Source organism: Geomonas anaerohicana (assembly GCF_016458305.1).
Classification (GTDB): Bacteria; Desulfobacterota; Desulfuromonadia; order Geobacterales; family Geobacteraceae; genus Geomonas; species Geomonas anaerohicana.
On sequence record NZ_JAEMHL010000013.1, the window covers coordinates 61,245 to 82,390 of the forward strand.

The following is a 21,146-nucleotide window of genomic DNA, read 5'->3' on the forward strand; positions in this document are numbered from 1 at the left end:
GAGGAGATGACGGCGAAATGGATGCCATCCTGACCGACGACGAAAACGAACTGCGCCCCGAGCTGGTACTGGTGGTCGATGACGACGAGATGATGCGCGACTTGGCCGTGGCTGCCCTGGAGCAGGCTGGGTTTTTCGTGGCCGAGGCGGAGAACGGGGTGGTGGCCCTGGAGCAGTTCCGGCAGCTGCAGCCCGACATCGTCCTGCTCGACGTGATGATGCCGGAGATGGATGGCTTTGCCACCTGCCGGTCCCTGCGCGCCCTGGCCGCCGGCCGCGACGTCCCGATCCTCATGATGACCGGCCTGGATGACACCAGGGCCATCGAAGAGGCCTACGACGCCGGGGCCACCGATTTCGTCACCAAGCCCATTCACTGGGCCCTCCTGCGGCACCGGGTCCGCTACATGCTCCGCTCCAGCAAGGCCATCCACGATCTCAGGGTGAGCGAGGCGCGCCTGAGCAAGGCGCACCGCATCGCCCACATGGGGAGCTGGGAGTGGGACGTCCTCAACGACAAGTTCTACTGGTCCCAGGAGATCGCCACCATCTTCACCGTTGACCCGGACGGGTTCGACTCCTCCTATGCCGCCTTTCTCAACATCATCCACCCGCTGGACAAGGAACTGTGCAACAAGGCCTTCGAGGACGCCTGCTCCTTTCAGCGCCCGATCAGCCTGGACCACCAGATCGTGCTCCCGCGCGGCGACGAGCGCTACTGCCACACCGAGGGGGAAGTAGATACCGACGAGAGCGGTCGGGTGCTGTACATCTCCGGGACCATCCAGGACATCACCGAGAGGAAGCGCATCGAGGACCAGGTGCGCTCCCTTGCCTACTACGACAGCATCACCGGTCTCCCCAACCGGGTCCTGTTCGGGGAACTGCTGGAGCGCGCCCTCACCTTCGCGCGCCGTTACCGTAAAAAGGTGGCGGTGCTGTTCCTGGACCTGGACCGGTTCAAGGAGATCAACGACACCCTGGGGCACGCCGTCGGTGACGACCTGCTCAGGGAAGTGTCCGAGCGCCTCAAGCACTGCATCCGAGGCTATGACTCGGTCTGGCAGGGGCTGGGGGCCACGGAAGGGACCCCGGTGGCCCGGCTGGGGGGGGACGAGTTTACCGTCATCATGGAGGACATCCAGGACAGCAACGGTGTCATCGCGGCCTCGCAGCGCATCCTGCAGCTCCTTTCGGACCCCTTCCTCCTGGACGAGGGGGAGATCTGCGTTTCCGCCAGCATCGGCATCAGCATCTTCCCCGATGACGGCGAGGACGCCATGACCCTGGTGCGCAACGCCGACACCGCCATGTACCACGCCAAGCGGGAGGGGCGCAACAACGCCCAGTTCTTCATGCAGGCCCTGAACGACGCGGCCTGCGAGCGGCTGCAGCTGGAGCGCCAGCTCAGGAAGGCGCTGGCCAACGAGGAGTTCGTGCTCTACTACCAGCCGCAGATCGACGCAGGCAGCGGCGCCATCGTCGGGCTGGAGGCCTTGATCCGCTGGCAGAGCCCCGAGTTGGGCTTCGTCCCCCCCGTCAACTTCATCCCCTTTGCCGAGGAGAGCGGGCAGATCATGCTCATCGACGAATGGGTGGTCCATGCCGCGTGCCGCCAGGTCGCCGCCTGGCTCGCCCAGGGCATTACTCCCCCCAGGGTCGCCGTCAACCTCTCCGGCTGCCACTTCCTGAAGAAGAGCCTGGTGGAGATGGTGGCCGAGTGCCTGCAGAACTTCGCCCTGGAGGGGCGCCACCTCGAGGTGGAACTGACCGAAGGGGTGATCATGCGGGACGTGGAGCAGGCCACCGCCACGCTGGCGGAGTTGAAGCGCATGGGGGTGACCGTCTCCATCGATGACTTCGGCACCGGCTACTCCTCCCTGAGCTATCTGCGGCGCTTCCCCATCGACACCCTGAAGATAGACCGCTCCTTCATCACCGGCGTCACCAAGGATACCGACGGCGCAGCCATCACCACCGCCATCATCTCCATGGCCACCAGCATGAGGCTGGAGATCGTCGCCGAGGGGGTCGAGACCGCGGAGCAGATGAACTTCCTCCTGGAGCGCGGCTGCTCCGTCATGCAGGGATACCTGTTCTGCCGCCCGGTCCCCCCCGACGAGATCACCCGCCTTCTGGTCGAGGGGCTCGCCATGCCTTAAAAGGGGACTGGCTCCGCAGGTGCCTGTCCCCTTGCCTCTCCTGGTCCCCCCTCCCGTCAAGGGAGGGGGAGGCAGTAACCCTCCCGAAGCTGAAGCCGCCCGGGCGCGCAGGAGCGTTAGCGACCAATGGTCGACCATCGATGCCCTGTACCAGTCAACAGTTGCAATCGGCCGAAAATGTCTTACCCTTTCCCGAGAATTCAACCTGCGCAGGAGGAACTATGCCTAAAGTTACTTTCAAGGGAAACCCGGTGACACTGGTGGGGCCGGAACTGAAGGTGGGAGACGCCGCTCCCAATTTCGCCGTGGTGGACAACTCTCTCAACCAGGTGACCCTGGCGAACTATGAGGGAAAAGTGAAGATCATCAGCGCCGTTCCTTCACTGGACACACCGGTCTGTGACACGGAAACAAGGCGTTTCAATCAGGAAGCGGCCGGACTCCCCGGTAACGTAGTGGTCCTGACCGTCAGCGCCGACCTCCCCTTCGCCCAGAAGAGGTGGTGCGGGGCCGCCGGGATCGACAAGGTGGTCACCCTCTCCGACTACCGCGACCGCTCCTTCGCCCTCGCCTACGGGGTGCTGATCGAGGAACTGAAACTGCTGGCCCGCGCCATCTTCGTCATCGACCAGAAGAACGTGATCCGCTACATCCACTTCGTCCCCGAGGTGACCCAGGAGCCGGACTACGCCGCCGTGCTCGCGGCGGCCAAGGAACTGGGCTAGTCCCGAGCCATCCGCAACGCCAAAGGCGCCCGCAGCTCAAGCCGCGGGCGCCTTTTTTTGCTCTCGCGATGTCCCCCGTTTTCCTGATTTTTCTGGACGGGGTGCACCGTTGATAGTAAAAGGATGGTCATGGAATTCCGAACCACCATCCCCACCACCTTGCAGATCAGCTACGCGCTGGCGGTCATCGCCGTGATCACGGTGCTGCACTTCCACCTGCTGCCGGCGGTGTTCGCCGGCCTGGCGGTGTACGCGCTCACCGCGAAGCTCGCGCTGAAGCTCCCGGTGCGCTGGGGGACGCTGACCCAGAAAGTGGCGCTGGCGGGGATCATCCTCTTCGTAATCGGCCTGGTGTCGGCGGTCTGCCTGGGGCTGTGGTCCTTTTTGCGCGGGCACCACGGCATGTCCAACCTGCTCGGGACCGCTGCGGAGACCCTGGACAACCTGAAGCGGAACCTCCCCGCGGAAATGACCGCCCTTCTGCCGGACACGGTGGACGAACTGCGCGAACAGGTGGTCACCATGCTGCGCGAACACGGCAAGAACATCTCCTCGGTCGGCATGTCCGGAGTGAAAACCTTCGCACACCTGGTACTCGGCATGGTGGTGGGGAGCCTCGCCGTCCTGCATCGCTTCAACAGGGATGCCGATTTTCCGCCGCTCGCCTCGCACCTGCACGACCGGCTCCTGAACCTGGCCAGCGCCTTCGACAAGGTGGTGTTCGCCCAGGTGAAGATCTCGCTGCTGAACACCGCCCTCACCGCGCTCTACCTGGCGGTGATCCTCCCCCTGTGCGGGGTGCATCTCCCCATGACTACCCTCTTGATCCTGCTCACCTTCATCGCCGGGCTGCTGCCGGTGGTGGGGAACCTCATCTCCAACTTCACCATCGTGCTGATCAGCCTCGGGGTCTCCCCCATGGTCGGCGTCGCCTCGCTCGGTTTCCTGGTGCTGATCCACAAGCTGGAGTACTTCACCAACGCCCGCATCGTCGGCAGTGAGGTGAAGGCGAGCGTCTGGGAGCTTCTGACGGCGATGCTGGTCATGGAAGCGATCTTCGGAGTGGCCGGCCTGGTCGCCGCCCCCGTGGTTTACGCCTGGCTCAAGGCGGAACTGAAAGCCTACCGGCTGGTCTGACCTGCATGCACTGGCCAAACGGCACCGCCGCAGTATGATTTCCGGCATGCCCGACCTCCAGCACACAAAGAGCCTGTCTGCTTCCCGCTCCGCCCCCCGCGCCGGCACGCCCCCCCGTCTCACCCTCACGGGATCACTCCCCTGCACACCTTTAGCGCTTTGGACGATGCGCCTTCTCCGCGTTCTCCTCCTGGTCCTCCTCCTTTGCTATCCCGACCCGCGCTGCGGAACGGCCGCAGCTCCCCCCGCCGCCACCCTGTACTACTTCTGGGGCGAGGGGTGCCCGCACTGCGCGAAGGCAAAGCCCTTCATCGAGGAGCTGCAGCGCCGGCACCCGGGGCTAAGAGTTGAATCGTGGGAGGTGCTCGAGCACCGGGAAAACGTACCGCGCCTGATGCGGATGGCGAAGGAGAGGGGGCGGGAGGCGACCGGTGTGCCGGTTTTCATCATCGGCAACCACTATTTCAGCGGCTTTTCCGAGCAGACACCGGCCCAGCTCGAGGGGGCGGTAAAGGAGGCGCTGCAGCAGCAGGTGGCGCCCCCCGCGGCGCCCGAGACCATCGCCCCCAAGACGGTCGCCCCCACGGCGGCGCCCCCAGCAGCTCCCCCACGGGCCGCCGACCGGCTCACGCTCCCCGGTGTTGGAGAGATCGATCAGCGGCGACATTCCCTCCCCGTCTTCACGCTGGTGATCGCCTCACTGGACAGCTTCAACCCCTGCGCCTTCTTTGTGCTCTTCTTCCTTTTGAGCCTGTTGATCCACGCCCGTTCCCGGCGCCGCATGCTCCTTATCGGTGCTGTTTTCGTGCTGGCCTCGGGAGTGCTCTATTTCCTGTTCCTGGCTGCCTGGCTGAACCTGTTCCTGGTCGTCGGCACCCTCCCCGTCATCACCACCGCCGCGGGGGTACTGGCGCTCCTCATCGGCCTCGTCAACGTGAAGGACTTCTTCCTGTTCCGGCAGGGAGTGACCCTCGGCATCGCCGAGGGGAAAAAGCCCAGGCTCTTCGCGCGCATGCGTCAGCTTTTGAGGGCGGAATCGCTCCCTGCGCTGCTGGCCGGCACCTGCGTGCTCGCCGTCGCCGCCAACAGCTACGAGCTGTTGTGTACCGCGGGCTTCCCCATGGTCTTCACACGCGCGCTCACGCTGCACCGGCTCACCGCCGCAGGCTATTACTTCTATCTCGCCTTCTATTGCCTGGTTTACGTGGTGCCGCTGGCGGGGATCGTGGTGATCTTCACGGTTACCCTGGGGGGAAAAAAGCTCAGTGAATGGCAAGGACGGGTGCTCAAGCTTGTTTCGGGGCTGATGATGCTGGGGCTCGCTGTGGTGCTCCTGGTGAGGCCCGCGCTTTTGAGCGATCCGGCGGTCTCGGGCCTGCTGCTCGCGGCGACCCTCGCCGTCGCGGTGGTGCTCGCCCTCTGCTTCCGGCCGGCACGCGGGGGCGGGGGAGAAAACGGCGGGGTTACCCGGCGCAGGTCCCGGTGAGGGCCAATCGGATCTTCTCCCCCAGGTCCGCCATGTCGAAGGGCTTCTGGATGAAGTTGACTTGGCGGTGGTCCACCCCCTTGTCCCGCAGGGTTTCCGGTGCGTAACCGGACATGTAGATGATCTTCAGGTCCGGTCGCAGGGCGAGGATGGTCTCCACCGCATCCCTGCCGCTCGCCCCCGGCAGCATTACGTCCGAAAGCACCAGGTCGATACTGTGTTCCGCCCGGCACAACTCGAGAGCCTGGGTCGAGTTCTCGGCCAAAAGCCCGCGATACCCCATGTGCTCCAGCATCTTGAGGGTCATCCTACCCACGATCTCGTCATCCTCGACCACCAGCACCGTACCCGTCGCCAGCCCCGCCGGGATTGCCTTCACCTCCGGGGCCCGCCCCTGGCACCGGGGAAGGCAGACCCTGAAGGTGGTCCCCACCCCCCGCTCGCTCTCCACGGTCACGAAGCCACCGTTCTGGGTCACCATGCCGTACACGCTGGCAAGGCCGAGCCCGCTCCCCTGCCCCACCTCCCGCGTGGTGAAGAAGGGATCGAAGACGCGCCGGCAGGTCTCGGGATCCATGCCATGCCCGGTGTCGGAGATGGCGATCTCCAGGTATTCCCCGGGCACAGCGTCGATGTTGGCGCTGCAGACCTCCTCCCCTGCCGTCACATTGTTGGTCCCGATGACCAGCTCCCCGCCGCCGGGCATGGCAGCGCCGGCGTTGCTGACGATGTTGCCGATGATCTCTTCCAGCTGGGCCGGGTCTATGCGCACCGGCCACGACTCCCGGCACAGCTTGAGGGAAATCCTGGTGCCACGCCCCGCCAGGGATGACACCTTGCGCGCCAGTTCCCCCAGCGCCTCGTTGACGTCGATCGTTTTCGGGGAAATGAGCTGCTGCCGCGAGAAGCACAAGAGCTGCGCCGTGAGGTCGCGGGAGCGCTGCGCCGCCTTGCAGATCGCGTGCAGGTTGTCGGCAATGCGCCGGTGGCCGTGATACTCCATACCGAGCATTTCCGCGTAGCCGATGATGACCGACAGCATGTTGTTGAACTCGTGCGCCACCCCTCCCGCCAGGCGCCCCACCGATTCCATCTTGATGGCCTGCCTGAGCTTGTCCTCCAGGAGCTTCTGCTTGGTGATGTCGTTGATGATCATGCCGCAGTAACCCGGCCTGGGGCGGAACAGCCAGACCTGGCACCACTTGCCGTTGAAGAAGTAGCGTTCAAGGGCCAGCGGCGTCCCCTCGCGGGCCAGCTGGCCCAGGCTCTCCAGCTGTGAGGATTCGAAATCCGGGAGCAGCTCCAGCATGGTGCGCCCCACCAGGTCCTCCTCACTGCGGCCGGTGAAGGCCTCGAAGGCGGGGTTGACCTCGACGAAGCTGAAGTCGGCGGGGGTTCCCATCGGCCCCAGCAGCATCTTCAAAAGGGCGAAACCGTTGCCCATGTTCTCGAACAGCAGCCGGTACCTGTCTTCGCTCTCTTTGAGGCTGCGGTAGACGGTGCGGGCCGAGGCAATGGCCATGGCACAGACATTTGCGGCGCTGACGGCCAGGTTCAGGTACCTCTCGAGGTACTGCGGCAGGGCGAAGTGAGCCGCCCACAGCCACCCCACCAGTCCGTTGTGGCTTAAGCGCACCAGGAAACCGGCGCCGTCACTCGCCACCTCGAACTTACCCTGCACCTCGGCGGTGAGCCGGCGCAGGACCCGGTCCTCGGTCACCGCCTCGCCGTGCCGGTACAGCGGCGCGCCGTTGCCCGGGATGAAAGCGGTCTCCCGCGCCCCGAACAGCATGGCGAACAGCGACAACAGTTCCTCGACCACGTGCTGCTCACCGCTGCTGCTGGAAATCCTGGAGAGCAGGTCGAGCAACAGCGCGTAGTCAGAGGCCGCGGCGGCGTCCTCCTCCCCTTCCTCCTTGCCTGCCAGTTCGCCCTGGGCCCTTTGCAGTTGCAGGGTTAGCAGCTCCAGGCCGACCGGGACCGTCTCCACCGGTCGCTGCACGAAGGCGCCGAACTCTTCCAGAGCGCTGCGGCTCTCCGGCGAGCTCCCTGTGTCGACCAAGGTGATCCTGGCGCAGCTCTCGGCGAAGAAATCGGCCCCGGTACTTTGGTCGAAGCCCCATCCGTCCACGAAAGAGCGCCAGCGGCTGAGCCACCCCGGGGTGACCAGGTAGCCGCCGGCAGCGGTGAGCCTCTCGAAGGTGTAGTCGCCGCAGATGAGGGCGGCGCAGTGGCGTCTCTTCAGCAACTGGACCCGGCGCAGGTCGTCGGGGGGCTCACCCAGGTGTCCCAGGCATTCGCCGCCGGCGACGATGGCCGGGGAGCCGCCGCACAGGCGACGCAGGTCGTCCCAGGAAACCGGCGGCCGGCCGCAGCCCCCGGCGAAGGTGGTGCATTCGGCAGCCCCCAGACACCCCCCGGCCAGAACGCTTTTCACGTCCTCCCCCAGGGCCTCGCAGCAGTAGATGCGCACAGTGGCCATGGTCACCCCCTCCCGCCGGTGAGCGGGTAGCGGCCGTATTCGCGCACTGCATCGGCGAGGACGGTCAGGGTAGTTTCGGGAACCTGCCAGGGGATCTCGCCGTGCTGGTCCGAGAGGATGAAGCCTCCGCCGGAGGCCGCGGCATCGATGGCCCCCTTGACCGCAGCCAGGGTGGCAGCCTCGTCCCAGGAGCGCATCCGGATGCCGTTGAGGTTGCCGACTACCGTGATCCGTCCGCGGCAGGCCTCCTTGACCGTGGCGAGATCCTCCTCCCCCACCCCGACCATACCCGTGCCGGTGTCGATCAGGTCTTCCAGCAGGGCAAGGCAGGGACCGGAGGCGAGGTGGACGGCGGTCGGAGCGGCTATGGCGGCTATCACCTTTTTGGCGACCGGGTTGCCGAACCTGCGGTACAGGGCCGGGTCGACCAGCAACGAGGAGGCCAGAGGATCGACGTAGGAAATGGCGTGGGCGCCGGCCGCCACCTGGGCATTGGCCCATTCGAGGCAGAAGGCGGAGTTGACCTCCATGAGCCGCTGCATCAGCTCGGGGCGGTCGAACATGAGGTCCAGGTAGCCTTCGAAGCCCAGCTGCAGCACCGGAAGCGAGAAGGGAGAGATGACGGCGCCCAGGACCGGGACCGCGTCGCCCACGGCACGCCTCAGGGCCCCTTGCGCCTCCAGCACCCGCCTGAGTCCCGGCTGGTCCGCGATGCGGGGCGGTTGCAGCGACGCGATCGCCTCGGCGGTAAGGGGCGGGGGGCCTGCGTTGGGAGGCCCGTCCTCCCTGAAGATGGTGCAGCCTCCCCATGCTTCGGCTTCCAGCGCCACGTGGAAATAGCCGCAGACGCAGTCGTGGCCGTAGCGCTCGAGCATGCGCAGCTGCCCCTTTACCACGTGCTCCGCCTTGGAGAAATAGTGCTCGATGGTGAGCCCCAGCTCGCGGGCGCCGTGCAGGGTGGGTAACAACAAGAGCGGTACCCGGTCCGGTTCCCGGTGCGACGCCGTGGTGAGGATGCGCTCCATGCTGGTCATGACTCGCCCTCCCGCAGCCGCGCCAGGGCGGACAGCACCTGCGAGGCGGTGTCGCAGCTCAGGTCCGCCCCCACCTCCCGGTGCAGCGCCGGATCGAGGCGGAAGGGAGCGCCTCCCACCACGATGCGGCACTCCAGGCCGAGTTGGTCCAGGGCGTCGCGCACCTCGCGCACCTTGAGGGCGGAGGGGAGCATCAGTGCCGAGATGAGCAGTATCCGCACCCCGTCCCGTTGCACGCGCCGAACCAGCTCATGCACGTCTACGGTGCCGTAATCGAGATAGGGGATCCCGGCTCCCTTGAGCACGAAGCCCACCAGGCGTTTGCCCAGCAGGTGGTAGTCCTCGAGCACCGCCAGCGCCACCCGCCTGCGTTCCTGCGCCGCTGCGGAACGCCCTCCGAGCACCTCTTCCATGAACTCCTCGCACAGGCGCCCGCTCATGTACACGTGGGAGAGGGAAAGCTCGCCGCGGTCCCACTTCTCGCCGATCACGGAAAGGGTCGGTGCGATCACCTGTTCGCAGAAACTCAAGGGGGAGAGACCGGAATCGGCGTGGATGCGCTGCACCGCCAGCCGGTCCATGCCGACGAGGGCGGATTCCAGCAGCAGCACAGGCGAACTGTCGAGATAATCGGCAGCGTTACCGGAATAGCAGGAGGTGACCATGTATCTCTCCAGATAGCAACTTGTTGCACGTGAACGACAAGCAGATCCAGTCAATATAGCTTCAAAGTCAGGGGAATCGAAGAAGAGTTTCGGTTAGGAGTAAAACCTACACCTCCTTCTGAAATTAATCTACTGCAATGTACTCGTTTTCGACTGCCTTGGAGCTCTTTTGACTGTTTTTTGAATTCTTTGTGACTGCAATCACGCTCATTGTGACAGTCTTCGCGGGCGCCTCTCCGCCGGCAAAAAGGTCGTCATTGACTGGAGCATGCAAAACATTATTATTTCCTAATCTTTTTTGGAGAGGTGGTACCAATGGGTGCATTCGACATCGTGGTCGTGGGAGCGGGGATTTCGGGGTCGACACTGGCAGAGCGCTACGCCTCGTGCGGGTGGCGGGTGCTGGTGCTGGAGAAGCGCCACCATATCGGCGGCAACTGCTACGACAGTTTCGACGATCATGGCATCCTGATCTCCAATTACGGGGCCCACCTGTTCCACACCGAATACGAGGACGTGTGGCGCTACGTGAACCGCTTCTCGGCCTGGTATCCCTACGAGCACCGGGTGCTGGCCCGTGTGGACGGCAAGCTGGTGCCGATCCCGGTCAACATCACCACGGTCAACTCGGTGTTCGGGCTCACCCTGCAATGCGAAGCAGAGATGCTGCGTTTCCTGGACCGGGTGCAGGTGAAGCATTCCGCGCCGAAAAACGGCGAGGAGGCCGCGCTCGCGCGGGTGGGGCACGTGCTTTACGAGAAGATGTTCAAGCACTACACCAAGAAGCAGTGGAACAAGTACCCGCACGAGCTGGACGCCTCGGTGCTGCAGCGGATTCCCATCCGGACCAACTTCGACGACCGCTACTTCAGCGACCGTTACCAGGCCCTCCCGGAGCACGGCTACACCAGGCTCTTCGAGAAGATGCTCGACCACCCCAACATCGAGGTGCGCCTGAACACCGACTACTTCGACGTGAGGGACACGGCCGAGGTGCGCTGCTGCCGCAAGCTCTTCTACGCCGGCCCCATCGACCGCTTCTTCGATTACCGCCACTCGCGGCACAGAAAGCTGCAGTGGCGCTCCATCCACTTCGAGTGGATCACCCTGGACCAGGCGTACTTCCAGGAAAACTCGGTGATCAACTACCCCAATCCCGCCGACGGCGAGTTCACCCGCATCGTCGAGTACAAGCACTTCACCCGCCAAAAGCACGAAAAGACCACCATCTCCCGCGAGTACACCACCGACGAGGGGGACCCCTACTACCCGGTCCCCAACCCCGACAACGACGCCATCTACCGGCACTACCAGGAGGAGGCGGATCGGCTCTCCAACGTGCACTTCGTCGGGCGCCTGGCCAACTACAAGTATTTCAACATGGACCAGGCCTTCAAAAACGCCCTCGACCTGTTCCACAGCCTGGAAGGGGACGCCGCGTCCCGGTTGTAAATCGCCGTTGCCCTGCTAGTCTTTGCGGGTGAATTTTTTCTAATCCTTCATCGAGGCTTGGCGCATGGAATATCCCCGCCCCCAACTGCAGCGCCCGGAATGGCTCTCCCTGAACGGCCCCTGGCGCTTCACCTTCGACGACGACGCGCGCTACGGCGTCCCTTCCGACATCGAGACCTGGCCGCTCACCATCGAGGTCCCCTTCGCCCCGGAAGCCAGCGCCTCCGGCATCGGCGACACCGGTTTCCACACGGTCTGCTGGTACCAGCGCGACTTCGAGTTCAAGCCGCAAGCAGGGAAGAAGGTGCTGCTGCACTTCGGTGCCGTCGATTACCTCGCCCACGTCTGGGTCAACGACATGCTGGTGGCGCGGCACCGCGGCGGCTTTACCCCCTTCAGCGCCGACATCGGCCACCTCCTTTCCCCCGACGGGCAGCAGCGGGTCACGGTGCGGGTGGAGGACGACCCCGAGGACCTCGAGAAGCCGCGCGGCAAGCAGGACTGGCGCCCGGAGCCGCACGCCATCTGGTACTACCGCACCACTGGGATCTGGCAGTCGGTCTGGCTGGAGCAGGTGCCGGAGACCTACGTGCGCCGCATCCGCTGGTCCCCCCACCTGGAACGCTGGGAGATCGGCTTCGAGGCCTTCATCCTGGGACCGATCGCGGACGAGCTCGAGGTGCAGGTGCGTCTCTCCAGCGACGGCGACCTGCTGGTCGAGGACCGCTACCGGGTCATCCGGGGCGAGGTGCACAGAAGGATCGCCCTTTCCGACCCCGGCATCGACGACTTCAGGAACGACCTGCTCTGGTCCCCCGAGCACCCGCGCCTGATCGACGCCGAGGTTAAGCTCCTGAAGGGGGGCGAGGTGATCGACAGCCTCACCTCCTACACGGCGCTCCGTTCCGCCAAGGTGCACCGCGACCGCTTCCTTTTGAACGGCCGGCTCTACCCCCTTAAGCTGGTGCTGGACCAGGGTTACTGGCCCGATACCCTGATGACGCCCCCCTCGTCCGAGGCGGCCCGGCGCGACGTGGAACTCGCCAAGGCGATGGGGTTCAACGGGGTGAGAAAGCACCAAAAGCTCGAGGACCCGCGCTACCTCTACTGGGCGGACCGGCTCGGCCTCGTGGTCTGGACCGAGATGCCCTCCGCCTTCCGCTTCACCACCCGCGCCGTAAAGCGCCTGATGCGGGAGTGGACCGAGGCCATCGAGCGCGACTACAGCCACCCCTGCGTCATCGTCTGGGTCCCCTTCAACGAGTCGTGGGGGGTCCCCGACCTCACCGCCACCCAGGCCCACCGCGACGCGGTGCACGCCTTCTACCACCTCACCAAAACGCTCGACCCGGAACGCCCGGTCATCGGCAACGACGGCTGGGAAAGCTCCGCCACCGACATCATCGGCATCCACGACTACGACAACGATCCGCACACCCTCCGGGAGCGCTACGGCCCGCAGGTGAAGCCCGACGAGCTCTTCGACCGGCGCCGCCCGGGGGGGCGCATCCTCACCCTGGACGGCTACCCGCACCGGGGCCAGCCCATCATCCTGACCGAGTTCGGCGGGGTGGCCTACGTGAACCCCGCGGACGAGTCGCACCGGGGCACCTGGGGCTACTTCAGGCACAACACCCTGGAGGAGTTCGAGAAGCTGGTGCTCGCCCTGATCGACGTCGCCCGGGGCACCGCCATGTTCAGCGGCTTCTGCTACACCCAGTTCGCCGACACCTTCCAGGAAGCCAACGGCCTCCTCTACCCGGACCGCACCCCGAAGATCCCGCTGGACCGCATCGCCGAGGCGGTGCGGGGCCATGTCGAGGAAGGGGCGCTGCACTGGGAAAGCACCTAGCGCGATAACCCCACCGAACATAACACCCTCAGGCCGCGGCGCCGAGGGAAAGGGACCGACGCCATGCTCTACAGGGAAGAAATGAAGAAGCCGGACGGACGCAGCCTCACCCTCTACGGCCGCACCCCGATCCGGGTCGCGGGGGGAGCCCCCAGCCCGAACCGCGAGCCTCTGCTGGCGAACCCGCACCTGCGCTGGCACCCCTTGCGGGGGCAATGGGTCGCCTATGCCAGCTACCGCCAGGGGCGCACCTTCATGCCGCCGCCGGAATACAACCCGCTCGCCCCCACCCGCGACCCGGAAAACCCCACCGAACTTCCCCAGGGGGAGTACCAGGTGGCGGTGTTCGACAACCGCTTCCCGTCGCTGGCCCAGGCCGCCCACGACCCGCCCCGCGAGGCGGTGAAGACCGCGCCGGCGCGGGGCAAGTGCGAGGTGGTGGTCTTCACCAAAGACCCCTCCGCCTCGCTGGCCTCCCTCCCCCTGGACCACATCGAGCTCCTCATGGAGGTGTGGGGAGACCGGGTGGCGGTGCTCGGCAGCGACCGGTGCATCAAGTACGTGCTCCCCTTCGAGAACAAGGGGGTCGAGGTCGGGGTCACCCTGCACCACCCGCACGGCCAGATCTACGCCTACCCCTTCGTCCCACCGGTCCCGGCGCGCATGCAGGCGGAGGAACTGGTCCACTACCGGGAGACAGGGCGCCCACTGCTCGAGGAGATGATCGAGGGGGAGGTCGCTTCTGGGGTGCGCATCCTCTACCTCGGCGAGCACGCCATATCCTTCGTCCCCCCCTGCGCCCGCTACCCCTACGAGGTGTGGGTGGCGCCGCGGCGGGCGGTGCCGGGGTTCGACCGGCTGGCCCCGGCGGTGCGGGCCGACCTGGCCCGGGCGCTCAAGACCACGCTCCTTAAGTACGACGGGCTGTGGCAGCGCCCCTTCCCCTACCTGATGGCGTGGTATGGCGCCCCCACCGACGGCAACGAGCACCCCGAGAGCCACCTGCACGCCGAATTCTACCCCCCCTACCGTTCCAGCGACCGGCTCAAGTACCTGGCCGGCACCGAGCTCGCCGCCGGCATGTTCGCCAACGACGCGCTCCCCGAGGAGAAGGCGCGGGAATTGATGAACGTGGAGGTGATGCTATGAACGGCGTTACCCGCGGGGACGAAGCGGCGGAGAAGGTGCGGCTGATCCGGGAGTCGCTCTGCCCGGACATGGCGGTGCGCCTGAAAGGGATCGACTGGTTCGCCTGGATCACGGCGGGAGGCTCCAACGAGGTGCTCCTCGCCGCGGAAACGGGGATCGCCGAGGTGCTGATCACCCCGGACGGGGCCTTCGTGGTGACCAACGAGATCGAGGCGCAGCGCCTGGCGGACGAACAGCTCCCCGAGGGGTTCCAGCTCCGGGTACTGCCGTGGGCCTACCCGTCGCAGATCGACGTCGTGTTGCGCGAACTGGCGCACGGCCTGCCGGTCTGCTCCGACCGTCCCAGCGAGGGGGAGCACGAGCTCCCGGCCCCCCTGCAGGCCGCCAGGCGGGTGCTCACCGAGGCCGAGCTGCAGCGCTACCGCTCCGTGGGGCTCCTCGCGGCGCAGGCGATGACCGAGGTGCTCACCCAGGCCCAGCCGCAGTGGAGCGAACGGCAGCTGGCCGGGGCGGGGGCCCGGGCCCTGCTGTCGCGCGGCCTTGCCCCGGCGCTCATCCTCGCCGCCGGGGAGCGGCGCTGCCAGCTGTACCGGCATCCCCTCCCCAGCGACGCCCCCCTCGGCAGCCATGCCATGCTGGTCTTCTGCGCCCGGGGCTTCGGCCTCTACGCCAACCTGACCCGCTTCGTCGCCTTCGGCCCGCTGGCGGACGAGGAGAAGGAACGGCACCGGCTGGTGCGCGAGATCGAGGCGCGGGTGCTGGCCCTCTCCCGCCCCGGTGAGCAGTTGAACGAGATCTACCGCGAACTCAGCTACGCCTACGCCGGCTTAGGCTTCGGCGAGGCGATCCGGGAACATCACCAGGGGGGAACCACCGGGTACCTGTCCCGCGAGGCCATCGCTGGGCCGGAAAGCCAGGAGGTGCTGCAGGCGGGTATGGCGGTGGCCTGGAACCCCAGCCTCCCGGGGGCCAAGATCGAAGACACCTTCCTCATCACCGAGACCGGCCTGGTCAACCTCACCCTCGACCCGGTCTGGCCCACGACGCCGGTGGCAGGCCTGGAGCGGCCGCTGGTCTGGCAGGGGTAGAGAAGGAGCACGATATGGACGAGACCAGCTTCGAGAACGCCTTTGGCTTTGCGGTGCAGGCAGCGGCGAGCGCGCCCGGTCGGGTAAACCTCCTTGGGGAGCACACCGACTACAACGACGGCTTCGTCCTTCCCATCGCCATTCCGCTGGAGACCCGGGTGGAGGTGGCCCACAGCCACGACGGCCTGAACCACTACTACGCCAGCGAACTGAAGGAGCGGGCCTGGTCGGAGGCGGGTGGCGCCGTTCCCAGCGGCTTCGCCGCATACCTGCACGGCTGCCTCGCCCTTTTGCGCGTCTCCGGCTACCACTGCGACCCGGTCTGCGCCCGGGTCTCCTCGCGCGTCCCCATGGGGAGCGGGCTCTCCAGCAGCGCCGCACTCGAGGTCGCCTTTTTGCGCGCCATGCGCACGCTGTTCGCCCTCGACCTGGACGACCTCTCCCTGGCCCTTATGGCGCAGCAGGCCGAGGTGCGCTACGCCGGGGTGAACTGCGGCATCATGGACCAGATGGCGTCGAGCCTCGCCGACACGACCCACATGCTCTTTCTGGACACCCGTTCCCTGGAGCGCAAGCTGGTCCCCCTGCCGCGCAACTCCGAGCTCCTGGTGCTGGACAGCGGCGTGCCGCGCCGGCTGGGCGAGAGCAGGTACAACCTGCGCCGCCAGGAGTGCGAGGAGGCGGCCCGGCTTTTGGGCCTCGCGTCGCTGCGGGACCTGGACGACCCGACCGAACTAAGCCGCCTGCCTCGGGACCTGGCGCGCCGCGCCCGGCACGTGGTCAAGGAGAACGAGCGGGTGCTGCAGGCCCTGGTGGCGCCGCACGCGTGCGGGTTCGGCGAACTGATGAACGAGTCGCACCGGAGTCTCAAGGAAGATTTCGAGGTCTCCACCCCCGAGCTGGACCTCCTGGTCTCGCTGCTACAGCGGCAGACCGAGGTCTTCGGCGCCCGCTTAACCGGCGCGGGCTTCGGCGGTGCCTGCGTGGCGCTGGTCCGGGCCGGCTCCGCCCGCGCCGTGGGCGAGCGGGTGCTCGCCCTGTACCGGGAACAGGGACAGCAGGGCACCCTGCTGGTCCCGCAGTAGGGGGGGGACGTGACCGGGGCGCAGGGGGGGCGGCTCTTTCCCGAGCTTTGGGGCGGGGTCGAGTGCACCCTGCACCGCGTCGGCGACCGCTTTCACAGCCAGATCGCGATGAGCGGCCACCTGGCGCGCCCCGGCGACCTGGAACTCTTCGCCACCCTGGGCATCACGGCGCTGCGCTACCCCGTCCTCTGGGAAATGGTGGCCCCCGACTCCCTGGACCGCCCCGACTGGAGCTTCAGCGACGAGCGGCTGCCGCTGCTGCGCCGGCTGGGCATCGAACCGATCGTAGGGTTCCTGCACCACGGCAGCGGCCCGCGCTACACCGACCTCACCGATCCCGGCTTCCCCGACCTCTTGGGCCACTACGCCGGCATGGTCGCCACCCGTTACCCCTGGCTCACCTCGTTCACCCCCGTCAACGAACCCCTCACCACCGCCCGTTTCAGCTGCCTCTACGGTCACTGGTATCCCCATGGCCGCGACGACGGCAGCTTCGTCAGGGCCGTCATCACCCAGTGTCGCGCCATCGTTGAGGCGATGCGGGCCATCAGGCAAGTGATCCCGGCCGCTCGGCTGGTGATGACCGAGGACATGGGAAGAACCTTCGCCACCAAGATTTTGACCTACCAGGCCGACTACGAGAACAGCCGCCGCTGGCTGAGCCTCGACCTCCTGGCCGGGCGGGTGGACCGGGACCACCCCCTGCACCTGTGGCTGTCCCAGTGCGGAGTCAGCGAGGAGGAATTCGACTACTTCCTGGGGTGTGAGATGACTCCGGACCTGATCGGGCTCAACTACTACCTCACCAGCGACCGGTACCTCGACCACCGCCTGGAGCGCTACCCGGAGACCAGTCACGGCGGCAACCACCGGCACCGCTACGCCGACGTGGAAGCAGTGCGCGCCTGTCCCGAGGGGATACTGGGCCACGAAGAGGTGCTGCGCTCGGCCTGGCTGCGCTACCGACGCGAGGTCGCCCTCACTGAGGTCCACGCTGGCGCCACCAGGGAGGATCAGCTGCGCTGGTTCCACGAGGCGTGGCAGGCCGCGCTGAAACTTTGCCGGGAAGGTGTCCCGGTGCGGGCGGTCACCTCCTGGGCCCTCTTGGGATCCTACGATTGGTGCGGGCTGCTCACCAGCATGGAGGGGCGCTACGAACCCGGCGTGTTCGACGTGAGCGGTGCCGCGCCCCGCCCCACGGCCCTCGCTACCGCGCTGAAGCAGGTGGCCCTCTTCGGCAGAGCCTTCCACCCCACCCTGGCGCGGCCGGGATGGTGGCGCCGCCCCGAGCGGCTCCTCCCCGGTTGCCGCCCGAAGCGCATTATCCCGGATCTGCCGCACCCGGCAACCGGAGGGGTGGTGGTGGTCGGCAAGACCGGGACGCTGGGCCACGCCTTCTCCCTGGTCTGCGCCAGCCGCTGCGTCCCCTGCCACCTGCTCTCGCGCGCCGAGCTCGACATCACCTCCCCGGAATCGGTCGCCGCGGCGCTGGACCTCTTCGCCCCCTGGGCCGTCATCAACGCGGCCGGTTTCGTCCGCGTCGACGAGGCGGAAGGGGACGCCGCCACCTGCTTCAGGCAGAACGCCCTTGGTCCCGGGATCCTCGCCGGGGAATGCGCCCGCAGGGGGATCGCCCTGGTCACCTTCTCCTCGGACATGGTCTTCGACGGCAGCAAGGGCGCTCCCTATCACGAAAGCGATCCCGTGGCACCTTTGAACGTCTACGGGCGGAGCAAGGCGGAGGCGGAGCGCCGGGTGCTCGCGCTGCATCCGGGGGCACTGCTGATCCGGACCAGCGCCTTCTTCGGCCCATGGGACCGGTACAACTTCGTGACCGAGACGCTGCGCCGGCTTGCCCAGGGTGAGACGGTGTGCGCCGCCTCGGACCTGGTGGTCTCCCCGACCTATGTCCCCGATTTGGTGCACGCCTGCCTGGATCTCCTGGTCGATGCGGCCCGCGGCATCTGGCACGTGACCAACGACGGGGCAGTGACGTGGGCCGATCTCGCGGCGCGCTGCGCAGAGCTGGGTGGTTTCGACCCCGCCGCCGTCATCCCCTGCCCCGCCGCCGCCCTCGGTTTTATCGCCCCGCGCCCCCCCTTCTCCGTCCTCGCCAGCGAGCGAGGCATCGCTCTCCCCCCCCTGGGCGACGCTCTGGCCCGCTATCTTGCCGACACCCATCCAACAGGCCTCCAGCAGCCGGGGAACAACTAAAGCGGACACGAAAAAGGCCCCAGAAACGGGGCCCTTCTTTTTCTTCTTCCCATGTCGTCCGCTACCGCTCTGGCGGCCGCGGTGCCGCCAAAAGCTCCTCCATGGCCCGCACCGTCCCCTCCCAGGATGTCCCGGCGACCACCGCCCGCATCGCCTGCACCATGTCCCGCTGCTTCGCCTCGGACAGCGCCAGGGCCCCTTCGCAGCCGGCGATGAAGCTCTCGATGCCGTCCCCGATGAAGACGATGTCCCCGTACGGCTCGGCCACGTCGGTGATGGGCGTGCTTACCACCGGCTTTTCCGCCGCCATGTATTCCAGGATCTTGGTGGGGCTGATGAAGCGGGTGGCATCGTTCAAGGCGAAGGGGATCAGGCAGACGTCCCATCCCGCCAGGAAACGGGGGAGCTGGGCGTACTCCTGCTGACCGTAGTAGCGGATGTTTTCGTGCTTGGGCAGGGACTCCGGGGCGATCTTCAGCACCGGCCCGACCATGACGATCTGCCATTCCGGGTGAGCGTAGGCCAGGGCGTCCAGCAGGGGGAGGTTGAGCCGCTCGTCCAGCACGCCGAAGTAGCCCAGGCGGGGCCGCGGCAGGGACCGCTGGGTTTCATGCTCGATGCAGGGGTCGCAGGCCAGGCCGAAGTGGGCCGCGTCGACGCTGCTCGGGAAGCAGTAAACCTGTGGGTGGTGGCGCTGCTTGGCGCGGTAGAGACTGGGGCCGCCGGTGAAGACGAGGTCGGCCCGCTGCAGCAGGGCGCGCTCCCGCTCCGCCAGCTCCTTGGGCGCATCCAGGAACCCGGAGAGCTCATCCATGCAGTCGTAGACCACCAGGCGGGGCTTGAGCGTGGCCGCAAGCGGCAGTGCCATGGGGGTGTAAAACCACGCAACATAGCGCTCCAGCCGCTGCTCGACCAGGAGCTGTTCGAGCAGCGGCACCAGGCAGGAGATCTGGTGGTCGTGGTAACCCGGCCGCTCCACGGGGGTGTGCGGACGGCAGACCAGCACCCCCGGGGCCGGGTTCGTGCACTCCAGGAAAGGATCCACCTCCCGGTCCAGCACCGGCTCCTCGAAGAAGACGACGCGGCGTCGTTCCGCCATGCGCGCCAGCAACTGCTGCGGACGCTGGTAGACGAAGCTCCAGCGCAGGTGGGAAAAAACGATGATGGCTTCGTGCATCCCCGCCTCCTGTCGACGGCCGCCGCATCAGGCTGCCGTGCGCTATGATACCGCTCTCGGCGTGTTCCGGGCTGAAAACAACAGTAGAGGATTTTAACATGAGCCGCCGTGAAGTGAAGCAGCGCTAGACAGGGAAGCTAGCATTCCATCTAAAAACCGTAATAGATGATCACATTAAAGTCTGAACGCTTCCTGCCGATGAAGATACTTGACCCGTGCTTTCCCCGTGCGCCTCACCGGCCGGGGACAGCCCCACCGAACCGGCCCGAAATGGGCGCGAAGGGAGCATCCATGAAACTGTTCGGCAACTCCAACAAGTCCGTCCTCGATGAACACGCCGTCGAAATCGCGAAAATGGCGCAGATGCTCGATAACGTGGACAACATCGTCATGCTCTGCGACACCAGCCACGACAACAAGATCATCTACATGAACAAGCAGGCCCGGGCCCTGATGCAGCAGTTCCGCAGCCAGTTGAACGCGGGATTGCGCGGCGCCGACGTCGCTAACGCCGAAGGGAACAGCATCCACCAGTTTCACAAGGACCCGGCCCGCATCCGCAGCATCTTCGGAGAACCGCGCGGCCGGATGCCGCATACCGCCGAGATCCCCATCGGCGAAGTCACCCTGCGCACCTCGACCTACCCCATCTGGGACAGCCGCGACCCCTCCAAGGTGCTCTGTTACATGGCCTGCTGGAACGACATCACCGCGGAGAAGGCCGTGGCGCAGCACCAGCGCGATGCCATCGAGCGCAAGGAATACCTGGAGACACGGGTGACGCAGATCGCCACCGCCATGGAGGAGATGAGCATGACGGTGAACGAGGTGGCGCGCAACACCGTCAACGCCGCCGACTCCGCCGCCGAGGTGGCCGGCAACGCCCGTGAGGGGCAGAACGTGGTGAGCCAGGCCGTGAGCGAGATGCGCAAGGTGGCGGAAATCGTCAGGGATTCCGCGGGGATCGTCGGGAACCTGGGAGAGAAGTCGGCGAAGATCGGAGAGTTCGTTTCCGTGATCAACGACATCGCCGACCAGACCAACCTGCTGGCGCTGAACGCCGCCATCGAGGCTGCCCGTGCCGGCGAGCAGGGACGCGGATTTGCGGTGGTGGCCGACGAGGTGCGCCGCCTGGCGGATCGCACCGTGGCCTCCACCAAAGAGATCCGGCTCATGGTCGAGGAAATCCAGAAGGAAACCGGCCTCGCCGTTGAATCGATCGAGCGTGGCAAGAGCGAGGCCGAGGTGAGTGAAGCGCTCTCGCACCAGGTAGACAGCTCGCTCGCCAACATCGTCAACTCAATCGAGCAGATCGAACACGTCATCGCCCAGATCGCCACCGCGTCGGAGGAGCAGGCCGCTACCTCGACCACCATAGCCAGCAACCTCGAGGAGATCGTGCGCGGCTAACGGGTCCACCCCCGCCTCTCACCTCCTT

The 21,146-nt window shown here is 66.3% G+C and carries 15 protein-coding genes; 11 read left to right on the forward strand and 4 right to left on the reverse strand.

What is annotated here, in order from left to right; genetic code table 11:
• The first annotated feature begins 17 nt into the window (after positions 1-17).
• The 4 genes from JFN91_RS18905 to JFN91_RS18920 all read left to right on the forward strand — a co-directional run bounded on the left by JFN91_RS18905 (position 18) and on the right by JFN91_RS18920 (position 5,510).
• The gene (locus JFN91_RS18905; RefSeq protein ID WP_199390704.1) at positions 18-2,162 is read left to right on the forward strand and encodes a putative bifunctional diguanylate cyclase/phosphodiesterase; all 2,145 of its coding nucleotides are present in this window, start codon (positions 18-20) and stop codon (positions 2,160-2,162) included.
• Between the two features lie 221 nt (positions 2,163-2,383).
• On the forward strand, positions 2,384-2,887 hold the full coding sequence (tpx, locus tag JFN91_RS18910) for a thiol peroxidase (RefSeq protein WP_199390705.1): 504 nt from the start codon (positions 2,384-2,386) through the stop codon (positions 2,885-2,887).
• Between the two features lie 129 nt (positions 2,888-3,016).
• Positions 3,017-4,024: an AI-2E family transporter gene (locus JFN91_RS18915; protein WP_199390706.1), complete on the forward strand. Its 1,008-nt coding sequence runs from the start codon at positions 3,017-3,019 to the stop codon at positions 4,022-4,024.
• Between the two features lie 166 nt (positions 4,025-4,190).
• A complete protein-coding gene (locus JFN91_RS18920; RefSeq protein ID WP_199390707.1) occupies positions 4,191-5,510 on the forward strand; it encodes a glutaredoxin family protein in 1,320 nt (439 codons plus the stop codon).
• Here JFN91_RS18920 and JFN91_RS18925 read toward each other — a convergent pair.
• Genes JFN91_RS18925 through JFN91_RS18935 form a run of 3 tightly spaced genes read right to left on the reverse strand, consistent with a single transcriptional unit; the run spans position 5,488 to position 9,691 of the window.
• Positions 5,488-7,992 carry an ATP-binding protein gene (locus JFN91_RS18925; protein WP_199390708.1) on the reverse strand — a complete coding sequence of 835 codons (2,505 nt, stop codon included), beginning with the start codon at positions 7,990-7,992 and terminating at the stop codon, positions 5,488-5,490. The two genes, JFN91_RS18920 and JFN91_RS18925, sit on opposite strands and share 23 nt — an antisense overlap.
• A 2-nt stretch (positions 7,993-7,994) precedes the next feature.
• On the reverse strand, positions 7,995-9,026 hold the full coding sequence (locus JFN91_RS18930) for a uroporphyrinogen decarboxylase family protein (protein ID WP_199390709.1): 1,032 nt from the start codon (positions 9,024-9,026) through the stop codon (positions 7,995-7,997).
• The gene (locus tag JFN91_RS18935) at positions 9,023-9,691 is read right to left on the reverse strand and encodes a cobalamin B12-binding domain-containing protein (protein WP_199390710.1); all 669 of its coding nucleotides are present in this window, start codon (positions 9,689-9,691) and stop codon (positions 9,023-9,025) included. Before JFN91_RS18935 ends, JFN91_RS18930 begins: the two co-directional genes overlap by 4 nt.
• A gap of 315 nt (positions 9,692-10,006) precedes the next feature.
• Between JFN91_RS18935 and glf the strand changes: the two genes are divergently transcribed.
• From glf to JFN91_RS18965, 6 genes are all read left to right on the forward strand, one after another.
• Entirely contained in the window at positions 10,007-11,143 is a 1,137-nt protein-coding gene (gene glf / locus JFN91_RS18940) for a UDP-galactopyranose mutase (RefSeq protein ID WP_199390711.1), read from the forward strand.
• A gap of 64 nt (positions 11,144-11,207) precedes the next feature.
• On the forward strand, positions 11,208-12,995 hold the full coding sequence (locus JFN91_RS18945; protein WP_199390712.1) for a glycoside hydrolase family 2 protein: 1,788 nt from the start codon (positions 11,208-11,210) through the stop codon (positions 12,993-12,995).
• Positions 12,996-13,058: 63 nt separating this feature from the next.
• Positions 13,059-14,144 carry a galactose-1-phosphate uridylyltransferase gene (gene galT / locus JFN91_RS18950; RefSeq protein WP_199390713.1) on the forward strand — a complete coding sequence of 362 codons (1,086 nt, stop codon included), beginning with the start codon at positions 13,059-13,061 and terminating at the stop codon, positions 14,142-14,144.
• Complete coding sequence (locus tag JFN91_RS18955; protein ID WP_199390714.1) at positions 14,141-15,232, forward strand: M24 family metallopeptidase; 1,092 nt, start codon at positions 14,141-14,143, stop codon at positions 15,230-15,232. The genes galT and JFN91_RS18955 overlap by 4 nt, the downstream gene beginning before the upstream one ends.
• A 14-nt stretch (positions 15,233-15,246) precedes the next feature.
• Complete coding sequence (gene galK, locus JFN91_RS18960; RefSeq protein WP_199390715.1) at positions 15,247-16,317, forward strand: galactokinase; 1,071 nt, start codon at positions 15,247-15,249, stop codon at positions 16,315-16,317.
• Positions 16,318-16,326: 9 nt separating this feature from the next.
• Positions 16,327-18,531: a family 1 glycosylhydrolase gene (locus tag JFN91_RS18965; protein WP_328747600.1), complete on the forward strand. Its 2,205-nt coding sequence runs from the start codon at positions 16,327-16,329 to the stop codon at positions 18,529-18,531.
• A 61-nt stretch (positions 18,532-18,592) separates the two neighbouring features.
• On the opposite strand, the gene JFN91_RS18970 is transcribed toward JFN91_RS18965, so the two are convergent.
• A complete protein-coding gene (locus JFN91_RS18970) occupies positions 18,593-19,708 on the reverse strand; it encodes a glycosyltransferase (RefSeq protein ID WP_199390716.1) in 1,116 nt (371 codons plus the stop codon).
• Positions 19,709-19,999: 291 nt separating this feature from the next.
• Between JFN91_RS18970 and JFN91_RS18975 the strand changes: the two genes are divergently transcribed.
• Positions 20,000-21,118, forward strand: a complete 1,119-nt coding sequence (locus JFN91_RS18975) for a methyl-accepting chemotaxis protein (protein WP_199390717.1) — start codon at positions 20,000-20,002, stop codon at positions 21,116-21,118.
• Positions 21,119-21,146 lie beyond the last annotated feature (28 nt).